Annotated in this window: 17 protein-coding genes; 10 read left to right on the forward strand and 7 right to left on the reverse strand. The window is 38.1% G+C overall.

The annotated features are described in order from the left end of the window. Positions 1-328: 328 nt before the first annotated feature. The 9 genes from sda to N784_RS16770 all read left to right on the forward strand — a co-directional run bounded on the left by sda (position 329) and on the right by N784_RS16770 (position 7,116). Complete coding sequence (gene sda / locus N784_RS16155; RefSeq protein WP_084600079.1) at positions 329-469, forward strand: sporulation histidine kinase inhibitor Sda; 141 nt, start codon at positions 329-331, stop codon at positions 467-469. Positions 470-716: 247 nt separating this feature from the next. Next, positions 717-3,050, forward strand: a complete 2,334-nt coding sequence (locus N784_RS01000) for a Na+/H+ antiporter subunit A (RefSeq protein ID WP_036831071.1) — start codon at positions 717-719, stop codon at positions 3,048-3,050. A 1-nt stretch (position 3,051) separates the two neighbouring features. After that, positions 3,052-3,390 carry a Na(+)/H(+) antiporter subunit C gene (locus N784_RS01005; protein ID WP_036831073.1) on the forward strand — a complete coding sequence of 113 codons (339 nt, stop codon included), beginning with the start codon at positions 3,052-3,054 and terminating at the stop codon, positions 3,388-3,390. Next, positions 3,383-4,864: a Na+/H+ antiporter subunit D gene (locus N784_RS01010; RefSeq protein WP_036831081.1), complete on the forward strand. Its 1,482-nt coding sequence runs from the start codon at positions 3,383-3,385 to the stop codon at positions 4,862-4,864. Before N784_RS01005 ends, N784_RS01010 begins: the two co-directional genes overlap by 8 nt. 5 nt (positions 4,865-4,869) lie before the next feature. After that, a complete protein-coding gene (locus tag N784_RS01015) occupies positions 4,870-5,346 on the forward strand; it encodes a Na+/H+ antiporter subunit E (RefSeq protein ID WP_036831084.1) in 477 nt (158 codons plus the stop codon). 1 nt (position 5,347) lies between these two features. After that, entirely contained in the window at positions 5,348-5,656 is a 309-nt protein-coding gene (locus N784_RS01020; RefSeq protein ID WP_036831089.1) for a Na(+)/H(+) antiporter subunit F1, read from the forward strand. After that, positions 5,646-5,996, forward strand: coding sequence for a monovalent cation/H(+) antiporter subunit G (gene mnhG, locus N784_RS01025; RefSeq protein WP_036831674.1), 351 nt, complete (start codon positions 5,646-5,648; stop codon positions 5,994-5,996). The genes N784_RS01020 and mnhG overlap by 11 nt, the downstream gene beginning before the upstream one ends. 166 nt (positions 5,997-6,162) lie before the next feature. Then, positions 6,163-6,876 carry an RNA polymerase sporulation sigma factor SigK gene (gene sigK, locus N784_RS01030; protein WP_036831092.1) on the forward strand — a complete coding sequence of 238 codons (714 nt, stop codon included), beginning with the start codon at positions 6,163-6,165 and terminating at the stop codon, positions 6,874-6,876. A gap of 84 nt (positions 6,877-6,960) precedes the next feature. Further along, positions 6,961-7,116 carry a hypothetical protein gene (locus N784_RS16770; RefSeq protein ID WP_198134377.1) on the forward strand — a complete coding sequence of 52 codons (156 nt, stop codon included), beginning with the start codon at positions 6,961-6,963 and terminating at the stop codon, positions 7,114-7,116. 39 nt (positions 7,117-7,155) lie between these two features. Here N784_RS16770 and N784_RS01035 read toward each other — a convergent pair whose 3' ends face one another. The 3 genes from N784_RS01035 to N784_RS01045 form a co-directional block, all read right to left on the reverse strand. Further along, positions 7,156-7,389: a YrhC family protein gene (locus N784_RS01035; protein ID WP_036831095.1), complete on the reverse strand. Its 234-nt coding sequence runs from the start codon at positions 7,387-7,389 to the stop codon at positions 7,156-7,158. Positions 7,390-7,457: 68 nt separating this feature from the next. After that, positions 7,458-8,150, reverse strand: a complete 693-nt coding sequence (gene mtnN / locus N784_RS01040) for a 5'-methylthioadenosine/S-adenosylhomocysteine nucleosidase (RefSeq protein WP_036831098.1) — start codon at positions 8,148-8,150, stop codon at positions 7,458-7,460. 20 nt (positions 8,151-8,170) lie between these two features. Continuing rightward, on the reverse strand, positions 8,171-8,764 hold the full coding sequence (locus tag N784_RS01045) for a YrrS family protein (protein WP_036831101.1): 594 nt from the start codon (positions 8,762-8,764) through the stop codon (positions 8,171-8,173). Between the two features lie 387 nt (positions 8,765-9,151). On the opposite strand from N784_RS01045, the gene N784_RS01050 reads away from it, so the two are divergent. Continuing rightward, the gene (locus N784_RS01050; RefSeq protein ID WP_052127070.1) at positions 9,152-9,403 is read left to right on the forward strand and encodes a KTSC domain-containing protein; all 252 of its coding nucleotides are present in this window, start codon (positions 9,152-9,154) and stop codon (positions 9,401-9,403) included. Between the two features lie 8 nt (positions 9,404-9,411). Here the strand turns inward: N784_RS01050 and N784_RS01055 are convergent, their stop codons facing one another. The 4 genes from N784_RS01055 to N784_RS01070 all read right to left on the reverse strand — a co-directional run bounded on the left by N784_RS01055 (position 9,412) and on the right by N784_RS01070 (position 13,825). Next, positions 9,412-11,115, reverse strand: a complete 1,704-nt coding sequence (locus tag N784_RS01055; protein WP_036831103.1) for a peptidoglycan D,D-transpeptidase FtsI family protein — start codon at positions 11,113-11,115, stop codon at positions 9,412-9,414. Between the two features lie 109 nt (positions 11,116-11,224). Continuing rightward, positions 11,225-11,701, reverse strand: a complete 477-nt coding sequence (gene greA, locus N784_RS01060) for a transcription elongation factor GreA (protein WP_036831106.1) — start codon at positions 11,699-11,701, stop codon at positions 11,225-11,227. A gap of 198 nt (positions 11,702-11,899) precedes the next feature. Continuing rightward, complete coding sequence (udk, locus tag N784_RS01065; protein ID WP_036831679.1) at positions 11,900-12,538, reverse strand: uridine kinase; 639 nt, start codon at positions 12,536-12,538, stop codon at positions 11,900-11,902. Positions 12,539-12,544: 6 nt separating this feature from the next. Next, positions 12,545-13,825 (reverse strand): peptidase U32 family protein, encoded by a 1,281-nt coding sequence (locus N784_RS01070; RefSeq protein WP_036831109.1) that lies wholly within the window; start codon positions 13,823-13,825, stop codon positions 12,545-12,547. Positions 13,826-13,829 lie beyond the last annotated feature (4 nt).

Genomic DNA, 13,829 nt, shown 5'->3' on the forward strand with positions numbered 1-13,829 from the left:
TCTGGTTCTTCTATTCTTTTATACGTATTATGCAAGAAAGTTCTCGACAAATTGTAACATTTTACAACTTGTGGATAACTTCCCCCTTGTTATACACAATATTTCTTCCGCATATTCCCTCACTTTCGCTATTATTACTCACAAGTTATGTACAACCACCTGTGGATAGTCACTCAGTTGTTGCTCTTACTATTTCATGATACAGTTAGTTTAATGAAATGAGAAACATGTTCGAACAACTTTAAAACAAGAAATCGTCATCACATACACCAAAGTATTTCTATTATTTGGGAGGTGCCTTAGCCTGTATTCTTACTGGCAGATTTCTATGGAACATTTATCTGATGAGTTATTAATCGAAACGTATCAGAAAGCGATTGACTTACAGCTTAGTTCTGAATTTATTCAATTAATTGAAGAAGAACTTCAACAAAGAAGTATTACGTACCAAGTTAAACAACCGAGTTAATCTAACTTCAGATCCTTATCACTATGTTGTGATAAGGATTTTATTATAAACTTTTTTTTCGCTTTTTTTCTTTACTATTAAATAAGAAGACTTTATTCATTATGAGAGTAAATTCATGAATGCTTAAAAATCATTAGTTGAATACATGCTATGATTTTGATTACAATGGAATGGATATTATCATACACGAAATTCGTTTGATGAAGGAATATATTACCTTTACTTAACGAGGGAGGATTTACACTGAATGTTAACTGCTGTTTTTTTACCACTAATTTTTGCTTTACTAATACCTTTATTGAGTAAATGGAAAGATAAGATTCACACAGGTTGGTTCGTTCTTATTGTACCTTTCACTGTTTTTGTGTATCTTGTCACAAAAACAGGTAAGGACTTTGCGCCAATTCGAGAAACGTACCAATGGATTCCGTCATTAAACATCAATTTTGATTTTTATTTAGATGGGCTTGGTCTGTTATTCGGTTTATTAATTAGCGGAATTGGTACGCTCGTTGTACTTTATTCTATTTTTTACTTACATAAGTCGGAACAGCTTGCCCATTTCTATGTTTATTTACTTATGTTCATGACGGCAATGTTTGGGGTTGTTTTCTCTGATAACGTATATGTTCTTTATACGTTTTGGGAATTAACGTCTTTATCTTCCTTTTTGCTAATTGGATTTTGGAATCACCGAAAGGGTTCTCGCTATGGCGCCCTTAAGTCGATGCTTATTACCGTTTTCGGTGGTTTAAGTTTATTAGGTGGGCTCATTTTACTACATCTCGTAACGGGAACTACAAGCATCCAAGCAATGATTGAGCAAAAAGAAGTTATTATCCAAAGCCCATATTTCGGCTGGATTTTAGCATTTGTATTTTTAGGCGCCTTTACGAAATCAGCTCAATTCCCATTTCATATTTGGTTACCAGATGCGATGGAAGCTCCGACACCAGTCAGTGCTTATTTACACTCCGCAACCATGGTGAAAGCTGGTATCTTTTTGATTGCCCGTTTCTTGCCAATTTTTGTGTTGAGTGAATGGTTTATGATTGTAACAAGTACGGTTGGTATTGTGACATTGTGCATTGGTTCCTATATGGCTGTTCGCCAAACAGACCTTAAAGGGATTCTAGCTTACTCAACTATTAGTCAGCTAGGTATGATTATGGCTATGCTCGGGTATGGTACGTCAACGGCGATTTTCGCTGCAGTATTTCATATTCTAAATCACGCAACCTTTAAGGGGAGCTTATTTATGGTGGCAGGTATTGTCGACCATGAAACAGGTACGAGAGACATTCGTAAATTAGGTGGACTGATGACGCTCATGCCGATTACGGCGACATTGGCACTGTTCGGTACATTTTCTATGGCAGGAGTGCCTTTACCTTTCTTAAACGGATTTTATAGTAAAGAGATGTTCTTCCAAGCTTCTTTAGATTTATCGGGAACATCTTCTATTACAGAAGTGCTAGCTATTGTCATTCCAATTCTAGCAGTTGTAGGTAGTATCTTTACATTTGTATACTCTATGTACTTATTCTTTGGCACTTTCCGCGGAGAGTACAAAGAACAAGAACTTCCAAAGAAACCGCATGAAGCACCGATTGGAATGCTTATCTCTCCAATCATTTTAATTACAGGTGTGGTAGTTATTGGTCTATATGCTCAATTAGTCAATGAACCGCTTCTAGCTCATACGTATGAAGCCATTACAGGTGAAATTTCTAATAAAACAATCTCTTACTGGCATGGATTTATTCCTGCCTTTCAACTGTCGCTTCTTGTCGTAGGAGTAGGTACTGTGTTAGCTATGACACGTAAACGATGGAGTAGTATTTATAACGTATTGCCTGGCTCGTTAAGTCTTAACCGAGTATATGACTGGCTTGTAGATCGAACAGAGAAATACTCGATGAAGATTACGAATACGTACATGACTGGTTCGTTAAAAACGTATGCACAGCTGTTACTATCTGCTATTTTTATCATTAGTGCTGCTATTCTTTTCTTAACGAACGGTATAAACCTAGAAGCAACGGACTTAGCACCGATTACGATTGCAGAACTACTTATTGTAGGTATGATGGCTTTTGCCGCAATCGCGACGGTCTTTACAAACAGCCGTATTGCAGCAATTTTAATTCTGGGTGTTGTCGGCTATGGGCTATCAATTCTATTTGTATTGTACCGTGCACCAGACTTAGCCTTAACGCAATTAATCGTCGAAACAGTTACCGTAGCCTTGTTCTTACTAGCCTTTATGCACTTGCCAGAATTAAGGAAAAGGACAGAACCATTAAGAACACGAGCATTAAATGCCACCATTGCAATTTCATTCGGGGCACTTATGACGATAGTAGCTATTTCATCTTTTGCTAGTAAATGGTTTGAACCGATTTCTCAATACTTTTTGGAAACATCGAAATCTCTTGGTGGCGGAAAGAACGTCGTAAACGTTATTCTAGTAGACATGCGTGGTCTTGATACATTGTTTGAAATTGCAGTACTTGCGTTAGCTGCACTAGGCATATACGGAATGATTAAGCTGCGCGGAAACAGTAAGGAGGCTAAATAACATGGAAATCGTAACTTCCATTTTAGCCGGTATATTATTTACAACTGGCATTTACAATTTGCTTCAAAAGCAGTTGCTACGCATTATCATTGGAACGTCTTTAATCTCTCATGGAGCCCATCTATTTATCTTAACGATGGGCGAGCTCAAACGAGGGAATCCGCCAATCTTAGTGGAAGGTGTGACAAACTATGTCGACCCTTTGCCACAAGCGTTAATTTTGACGTCTATTGTGATTAGCTTTGGCGTGACTAGCTTTTTATTAGTGCTTGCCTATCGGGCATCACAAACGAATCAAACAGATAATATGGATGAATTAAGGGGTAACGAACATGAGTAATTTAGCCGTCTTACCGATCATAGTCCCATTGTTAGCAGGAATCATTGCCGCCTTTATCCCGCGAAAAACTACTGTTGTTCGTATTTTTTCGCGGGTGATGACTATTGTTAACTTAGCGATCGCAATGTATGTAGGATTTGAAGTATATCAAAATGGTTCCATTATTCTAGAAACAGGTGGGTGGAAAGCACCATTTGGCATAGTTATCGTGGCTGATATGCTTTCTGTTCTATTAGTTATAACGACGAATATTATTGGAGTCGCTTGTGTTTTCTTCGCTTCAAGGAGTTTGACAGACAAACAGGAGTCTTTCTACTTCTATACATTCTTTTTCTTGTTGATTACAGGGGTCTCTGGAGCGTTTTTAACAGGAGATCTATTCAACCTATTCGTTTTCTTTGAAGTGCTTCTAATGGCTTCCTATGGCCTTCTCGTGCTAGGTGGCAACAAGGTACAATTTAGAGAATCGATTAAATATATACTAATCAATTTGTTTTCTTCTATGTTGTTCGTTACCGTTGTTGCGTTTCTTTACTCTGTTGTAGGAACGGTAAACATGGCACAAATCGCGCAGCGCGTTCAAGAAGTAGAGCAACAAGGGATATTAACGACGATTGGTATTCTTTTATTCTTCGTTTTTGCAACGAAAGCAGCTATCTTTCCGCTGTATTATTGGTTACCAAAATCGTATATCGTTCCAAACCCAGTCGTATCCGCATTATTCGGGGCATTGTTAACGAAAGTTGGTATTTACTCGATTATTCGAGTATTTACGTTAATATTCATTCATGATACAGCTATGACGCACCAATTATTTATATGGTTAGCAGCATTTACGATGATATTCGGAGTTATTGGAGCTCTATCTACAAATAATGTAAAGTTAATCGTTGTGTACAACATCATTCCAGCTATTGGCTTTATGTTAATGGGGATTGGGTTGTATTCTGAAACAGCTGTTGCTGGATCGATTTATTACTTGCTTCATGACATGGTTGTGAAAGGAGCATTATTTTTACTAGTTGGAGCGATTGTTGCTTTAGCTGGAACAAGTGATCTTCGTAAAATGAATGGTCTCATCCATCATTATCCTGTTATTGGATGGATGTTCTTAATTAGTACGGTAGCTCTTGCAGGAATACCGCCATTTAGCGGCTTCGTCGGCAAGCTATTATTACTTCAAGGTGGTTTAGAACAAGGCAACATTGCGATTGTCATTGTTGGTTTAGTAACTAGTCTACTTATTTTATTCTCTATGATCCGCATCTTCATTCGCGGCTTCTGGGGAGAAAAGGATGAAAGCTTTACACCAGATAAGAAAAAAGCCAGAGCATTTGCTTGGCCGATAGGATGTTTAGTAGCTATTACAATTTTCTTAGGTGTTGGGGCAGAGTTTGTATATCCTATCGTTGCAGATATATCAACTTATTTATTAGACCCTTCCCTATATATTGATTCCGTATTAAAGGAGTAAACGCTATGCCATTTCAAATTATTTTAAATATAACAATAGCGATTATGTGGATGTTTCTAAACGAAAGCTATAGTTTTAGTGTGTTCGTAGTCGGTTACTTATTTGGAGCGCTTCTGCTTTTCTTTTTGCAGCGTTTTGTTCCAGATGAGTTCTATATGAAGCGCGTTGTGAAAATCATCGCTTTAATTTTTCTGTTTATCAAAGAGTTACTATTGTCCAACATTGCGATATTAAAATGGGTATATAAACCGAAACTGGACATGCAACCAGGTATCTTCGCCTTACCTATTGATTTGAAAAGCAATTGGGAAATAACATTGCTCGCCAACTTAATTACATTAACACCTGGTACGCTATCTATTGCTATATCGAATGATTATTCATACATTTACATTCATGCAATGGATATCGATAATGTCGAAGAAGAAATTAATTCTATTAAAGATTCATTTGAACGTGCTATCAAGGAGGTGACAAGATAATATGCAACCCGATATTTGGACAGAACAATTATTATACACCGTTACAGAAATCTGTATCTCTGCGGTTGCCATCTCCATCATTCTATTGCTATACCGCGCAATTAAAGGGCCTACCAATCCGGACAGAGCTGTTGCATTAGATACCATCGGAATTAATCTAATGGCTTTGGCAGGGTTGATTGCTATCTATCTTGTAACAACCAAATTGAACGACGTTATTTTATTAATAGGAATTTTGCTCTTTATTGGGACGATTGCCATCGCAAAATTCTTAGAAAAGGGTGTTATTATTGAACGAGATGTGGATTGAAGCTATATGGGATATCGTCATTATTATCTTCATGCTAAGCGGAACGTTCTTTATCGTATCTAGCTCCATCGGTATTTTGCGCTTTCCTGACGTATATACTCGGCTGCACGCTGCTACGAAAAGTTCAACACTCGGTGTCGCAGGTATTATGATTTCTGCTTTCCTCTTCATGTACGTGGAGCATAATATTGTGAGTGGCAAATTAATACTAGGTATTATTTTTGTCCTGTTAACCGCCCCTGTATCTGGACATATGATTTCACGGGCTGCTTATCGAAGTGGTGTTAAGCTTTGGGGCAACAGTGTGAAAGACGACTACCATAAACAATTGGATAAATAAAATCGTGTTAATATGAATGGAACCTAGTACATGCATGCCCATGTGCTAGGTTTTTTTGTATGGTTGTAATTATTGGATGGACAGACACATTTCCCTTAATGCCTACATAAGGTGTCTATATAGGCGATTACCTAATACGACATGTGTGGAATGGAGGTGCATACATTTGTCTAGTATCATATCCGCCCTTGTCTACTTTTTTAAAGAGACGATTTTTTTCGTATCTTATGTAAAAAATCACGCCTTTCCCCAACCTTTATCTCCTGAAGAAGAAGCCAAATGCTTAGCAGACATGCAGCAAGGAAATGAAGATGCTCGTAATCGGCTCATTGAACACAACTTACGCCTTGTTGCTCATATTGTGAAGAAATTCGATAACACTGGTGAAGATAATGAGGATTTAATATCCATTGGCACAATCGGTTTAATTAAAGGGATTGAAAGCTTCTCTCCCGGGAAAGGCACGAAGCTAGCTACTTATGCTGCTAGATGTATTGAGAATGAGATCCTTATGCATTTAAGGGCTTCAAAGAAAACGAAAAAGGACGTTTCCTTACAAGATCCCATCGGGCAAGATAAAGAAGGAAATGAAATAAGTTTAATCGATATTCTAAAAGCCGAAAATGCCGATGTAGTTGAATTAATTCAACTCAATATGGAATTAGAAAAAATACAAGAATACTTAAAAATCCTCGACAAGCGAGAGAAAGAGGTTATTATTGGAAGATATGGCCTTGGGTTAAAGGAAGAATTAACACAAAGAGAAATTGCAAGAACGTTAGGTATTTCACGAAGCTACGTATCCCGAATTGAAAAAAGAGCGCTCATGAAGATTTTTCATGAGTTTTATCGAAAAGAAAAGAATAATAATACTCCTTAACATGATTAGGCTGCTTTCCTAAACAAATTCCACTTGTTCTTCATATAATACGTCCAAACACGATTTTTACTTGAGGTGAAGTATATGAGTTATTGGGAATACGGCTGCTATCCATACACTCCCTATCCGGTACCGTGTGGTTATCCTTCTTATGCTGGTGGCTATTGGCTCGCTTTAACCGTCGTATTATTAATTTTGTTGCTTGTGTTAGGCGGTTTTTATTTCTACAAATCTCGATAAGTAAAAGAACACGACAATAATGCCGTGTTCTTTTACTATTTAATCATTATATTCACTCATATCATCATTCCACTTCTTCACTTTCCAAATGAAGAATGCTGCGATACAAAGGCTTATCATCGTAATACTTAAAAATAATAGATTCATTGCATTTGGCTTAATATAAGTCGTAATTAATGTTCCTAAATAAAAGTAAACACTCATGATGAGTAACGTTATAATAAAACGTTTATAATCTTCTATTCTCGCTTTTAATTCTGTTACTTGTTCCACGTTACCACCTCTTTCTATCAAATGATAACATGCATGGTGTTCTAATGGAGGTGGTAAGTATTAGGTGCTCAAGCGTTTTTCACCATTTCTTGAATAAGTGTCGCTGCATGCTTTGCTGCTACTTCTAAATATTGATCAAAGGATACGTTCGATTCCTTACCTGCAATGTCTGATAAAGAACGAATAATTACAAAAGGTGTTTCATATTGCTTACATACTTGTGCAATAGCTGCCGCTTCCATCTCTACCGCTTGCAATTGCGGAAACTTTGTGCGGACAAATGCAACTCGCTCTGCATCAGCCATAAAAGAATCCCCTGTAGCGATTAAGCCACGGACACATTGGATATCAGGTAGCGTGGTCGTAGCTTGCTCTGCTAATTGAACAAGTGCTTCATCTGGAAAATAAGCAGCAGGCATCGATGGAACCTGTCCGTACTCATAATCAAATGCCGTTGCATCTACATCATGGTGACGTACTTCAGACGATATAACTATATCGCCCACTTGCAAATGCTGAGCAAAGCCCCCTGCTGAGCCAGTATTAATAACGTGGCTAGGCTTATAACGTTCATGTAAAATTGTTGCCGCCATTGCTGCATTCACTTTTCCAATACCTGATTGAAGCAATACAATAGCTTTTCCTTCTAACATTCCTTGATAAAAAGTGCAATTAGCTACTGTTTCTTCACTTTCGATTGTCATTTGTTCTTTCAGTAATTGTACTTCTTCATCCATTGCTCCAATAATTGCGATTGTCATGATTCCATCTCCTTTTGTCATTAGCTATACGTAGGTGCATCATTATTTTCCAATACTTCTACTTTAATTGGTTTCCATCCTTCATTGTCGATCCATTCAACATACACTTTATAATGCTCTGTCTTAGCACCGTTAGAAACGGTACCAATTACACTTTGATCGCCTTTCCAACGGGTTGACCACCAATTAATCATATCTCCTTCACTTAAACCTGTAGCAACTCGAAAGGCTTCCTCCATTTCCGCCCAGTCTTGAGATCCTTGTTGCAAGATGGTGCCATGGTTCGTTTGTTCAGTTGCAACAGGCGACCAGTCCTTCTCCCACACCTCTACCACATTTTCTTCATTAGAAGGGGTTACCTTTACCTCATCTTTTTCCTCTTCTTCTTGGTCAATCTCTTCTACTTCTACTTCAGTTTGTTGTACATCCTTTTCCTCTTGTTTCTCTTGATTATTGCCATCTATCGCCTTTGGGGCATCGTCTCCTCCAAAAGGTAATAAAATAATAAGCAGTAAAGAGATGGCTAACACTCCCCCTGCTACACTTAAATTCGTAATTAGTTTTGTATTTTTCCTTCGTTTATCGTAACGGTTAAGACGTGATTGATCGCTCATAACATATACCCTCCCTACATCTATTATACAACGGACACACCCATTTACCAATCCTTCATCATCACTGTTTTTGTATTTGAATCCATTTCTATTCCACTATTCTTATTGAAATGAGAACATATCTAAATTGGAGAAGAGCGATTGATCCACCTTGCTATCTTTGAGTCGCTACCTCACTCTCCCATCAGGCAGCATACGCTTTATTCCACAATCATCCGCTCAATATATGGTGCATTCAAGCGGTTATTCTATTGAACTCTGATTATATCATTAGTAAATCTATGCATGTATTGGCTTACTCTTTCAAAAAAAATTAAATAAAAGAAGGAATATTCTGATAAAACTATAATTATTACTATATAGACTCTTAATATCGAGGTGAATGAAATGAATTGGACTACATTTCAACGCGAAATGTGGAATTTAAGATCTTTTGAAACGATTGGGTACGATCATGACCGCGAAATCCTCGTCATTTATTATTTAGATGGAAGTATAGTAGAGTTTCTATCCGTGGAACAGCAACGTGTATTTGAACTTATCGTAAGCAGTAATAAAGAAAATAATGCGAAAAAACTTTATACTCACTATTCATTCAATATGTATACTTATGCAGGCCTTCTGTACAAAATTGTCTAAAAGACCTGCTACTGATCATATAAATAGTGCACCATTTCTTTATAAACTTGGAACAGTGAATCCGCTGTGTCCGATTGTAGATCAAGAACAACCATCGCGTATTGCGGATTGTCATATGGGAAAAAACCAGCAAACCAATGGTAGTCCATCTCTGCCCTCTCATCTTCTGCTGTCCCTGTTTTTCCAGCTACTTGAAGCCCTTTCAACGCTTTGCCTGTCCCTTTTGGGTGTTCTGTTACTTCATACAATAACTTCTGTAATTGCTTAGCTGTGTAGCCGGATATACGTGAAGTAGACTGCTGCTGTTCTGGAAATTCATACATAGGGGTACCATTTTTATATACAATACTTGTCACACCACGTACTTCTTTCTTCATGCCGTCTGATGCAATCGTTGCCATCATATTCGCAACCGCTAAAGGGGTAACTTGAACATCTTGTTGCCCAATGGCTGTATGAGCAATTAAGTTGGTGTCTTGCTTGTGACTTTCATCTGCCCATATAGTAGAAGGCTCTTCCTCGGGAAATTGCTGAAAGTCTTGAAGATGGAAGACGTCTCCTTGCCATCCGACGGTATGATCTAGTCCTAATTTTTCAACATAGTAATCCAACACTTCTGAATCTTGTTCCATCATTTGTTGAGCTAATTGAACAAATGTATGGTTACAGCTTTGTGCAAAGCTTTCTGTAAAAGTCAGTGTTCCTAATTTACGGCTCGGCTTTCTCCCATTAACTCCTATATTACAATCAAACATTTGCTTTGTATTCAGGCTAGTATGCTCTAGTGCTGCAGCAGCTATTACTGTTTTAAAAACCGAACCTGGCATGGTCGCTTTCAACATATAATTATGAATTGTAGCTTCGTCTCCAGTTTGTTGCTGATCATATGGATCATCATCATTTATGTTCGGTTTACTGACCATTGCCAACACATCTCTATTCTGAACGTCTAGTAAAACGAGCCCTCCTTTATGGATAGAATGCTTACGTATTACTTCTTCCGCCATTTGTTGAATAGGGGTGTGGATCGTCGTCTTTATTTGTACAGGGTAATAAGGGTCCTCCATACCTTGATATTTCACTTGCAAACCATATAACGGCCCTCCTTTTGCATCGACGTGATACAACAATTGCTCCTCACTGTCTGCTTGTAAAAAAGGCTCAAATGCTGCTTCTAATCCGGATATCCCTTGATTATTCCCTTGATTGTCTGTGTCTCGAACCAATCCGAGAAAGTGAGCCGCTATCTTAGGATCTACATCTAATTTACGCTCTACTGGATAGATTCCAGGAATATTCTTCTCTACAAACGTCGTATACACTTCCTCTGATACAGGTTCATGAATCAAATCTGACATGTAAAACGGTTCTTGAGCTAGTTGGATGGTCTGTATAAGTTGTGACGTTGAAATAGGGAACTGTTGCGCTATTTCGTTCATCGGTACATTCATGTCTTTCAAAAATGGAAACAAAACGATATCGTACTGCGTTGGTTTCGTTAATTGTTGGTCATGTCGATCGCTAAATCCACCTCTGCCATTATGGATGGTCAGCTGCTGCGTTCGTTGTGCTACACTTTCTTCTAATAGATTCACTTCATCCTTCCCGAAGCTCTCTGTAAACCATAATTGAATCGCAGATAACCGAAGTAACAATACAATAAAACAAACGGCTATAACAAGCGCCACCACTTTTACTCGTAATGGATGCAAGCACACTCACCTCTTCCATCCCTAAGTATCACCAATGGAAGAAGGAATTAAACAAAAACAAAGCCAGCAACAGTTTAACTACTGTGCTGACTTTGCTAGACGTGTACAATTATTCTACACTAATGATTTTCACTTGAATTTCGCCACCAGGCGTTGCAACAGCAATTTCTTCTCCCACTTCATGGCCAATTAAGCTTTTCGCCATTGGAGAATCGTTGGAAATCTTCCCTTCGAACGGATCTGCCTCAGCGCTACCTACAATGATATAAGTTTCTTCATCGCCATCTGGTAGCTCTTGAAATGTAACCGTTTTACCTAATTGCACTTCATTGCTGTTTGCTCCATCATTCTCTATGATTACCGCATTGCGGATCATTAGTTCTACTTGAGAAATTCGTGATTCAACAAATGCTTGCTCATCCTTTGCAGCATCGTATTCCGAGTTCTCAGATAGATCTCCAAAGCCTCGAGCTATTTTAATACGCTCTACAACTTCTTGACGCTTTTCTGTCTTCAAATAATGAAGCTCATCTTCTAGTTTCTTCTTACCTTCTTCAGTCATATAATAACTTTTTTCTTCCGCCATTTGACTTTCACTCCTTTTACTACTACAACAAAATAATAAATTACCATATAAAAATTGAGCGGCACTAAGTATGTGCGCTCATTTTTTTACATGTCGTTTATTTTATGAATGCTCTTGATATATTTGAACTACTACTCAATATAATGGCAGATAATTGGTTTATTTTCAATCATTTTTCATCAAATATATCATGAACTTCTAATTTAATTGCTTTTTTTCCGCTAAAATGGTTTTTATCTTTGCTGCCAATATATCAATTGCTACATGGTTTTGACCGCCTTCTGGAATAATCAAATCTGAGTAGCGTTTCGTCGGCTCTACAAATTGCAAATGCATTGGTCTTACAACATTAACATATTGCTCGATAACAGAGTCAATCGTTCTTCCTCGCTCTTTAATGTCCCGTAATAAACGGCGTATAATTCGTACATCTGCATCTGTATCGACGAATACTTTAATATCCATTAATTCTCGAAGTCGATCGTCTTCTAATATCATGATACCCTCTACTATTATAACATCTTTCGGCTCTGTATAAATAACTTCATCTGAACGGGTGTGAAGTTTATAGTCATATACTGGCTTCTCTATTGGTTGACGAGCAATCAACCGCTCTAAATGATCGATTAATAAATCATTATCAAATGCTAATGGATGGTCATAGTTCGTCGATAATCGCTCCTCAAACGGTAAATGACTTTGATCTTTATAATAAAAATCTTGTTCTAACATTAAAATCGTTTTGTCCGTGAATTGTTGAATAATGGAACGAGTGACAGACGTTTTTCCTGATCCAGTTCCACCAGCAACTCCAATGACAACAGGCTTATTCGTCATCTTCATTTATTGCCCCTCTCCATTATACTTCCGAATCATATCATATGGATAAATAGGTTGCTCTACTTTTATTTGAATCGTTTCTAATGGATGACGAGCTGCATCTAACTCCGTACCTTCCTCATCCCATATCGCCGTAACTTTTTGTGAGAACCCGTCGATATGCGGACCAAAGAATTCAATAGTATCCCCTGGTTTAAAATAGTTACGTTGCTGAACAGTTGCAATAGATGTCTCCTCATTAAAGTCTAACACCATACCACAAAATACATAATCTGTCTTTCTATTTTCATTATCGGCTCCATACATTTGCTCTTTATAACTAGGTATTCCTTCATAAAAAGCGGAAGCAGTGTCACGATTAGCGCATTTGGCTAATTCTTTCACCCACTCCGGTTTCACATAGAAATTATCTGGATCTTCGCAATAAGCGTCAATCACTTTGCGATAAACACTAACGACAGTAGCAACGTAATGAATAGATTTCATTCTACCTTCAATCTTTAAGCTATCCACTCCAATGTCACACATCTTAGGAATAGACAGAATAAGATTTAAATCTTTAGGACTCATCGCAAAAGGTGCTTCCGTCTCGGCAAACATAGGGGCATCTTGCTCATCATCTGTCCTCATGAGATCATAATCCCAGCGGCAAGATTGACAGCATCCACCACGGTTGGAATCTCTTGCTGTCATATGGTTACTTAACGTACAACGGCCTGAATAGGATATACACATCGCTCCGTGAATAAAGGCCTCCACTTCAATATCTACCTTTTCTTTCATTTCTTTTACTTCTTCGTGACTTGTTTCGCGAGCGGTAACAACTCGGTCCATACCTGCTTCTTTCCAGAACTGAACTGCTTTCCAGTTGGATAAAGATTGTTGCGTGCTAAGGTGTACTTCTAATTTAGGAGCAACTCGTTTACACGTTTCAATAATAAGTGGATCGGCTACAATAATACCGAACACACCCGCTCCTTCAATTCCTTGCAAGTATTCCTCTAGCCCTTCCATATTCTCGTTATGGGCATATATATTCGTCGTAACGTACACTCTCGCACCGTATTCTTTTGCAAATGCAACGCCTTCAGCCATTTCCTCGATTGAGAAATTCCCCGCATTAGAACGTAAGCCAAATTCACGACCGCCAATGTATACGGCATCGGCTCCGTATCGAATTGCAATTTTCAGCTTTTCAAGGTTTCCAGCAGGTGCTAGAAGCTCAGGCTTTTTGACAATTTTTCGTTTTCCATCGATTACTTGTGAGATTGGTGTTGTCGCCATTTCT

The sequence above is a fragment of the Pontibacillus litoralis JSM 072002 genome (assembly GCF_000775615.1).
Taxonomy (GTDB): Bacteria; Bacillota; Bacilli; order Bacillales; family BH030062; genus Pontibacillus; species Pontibacillus litoralis.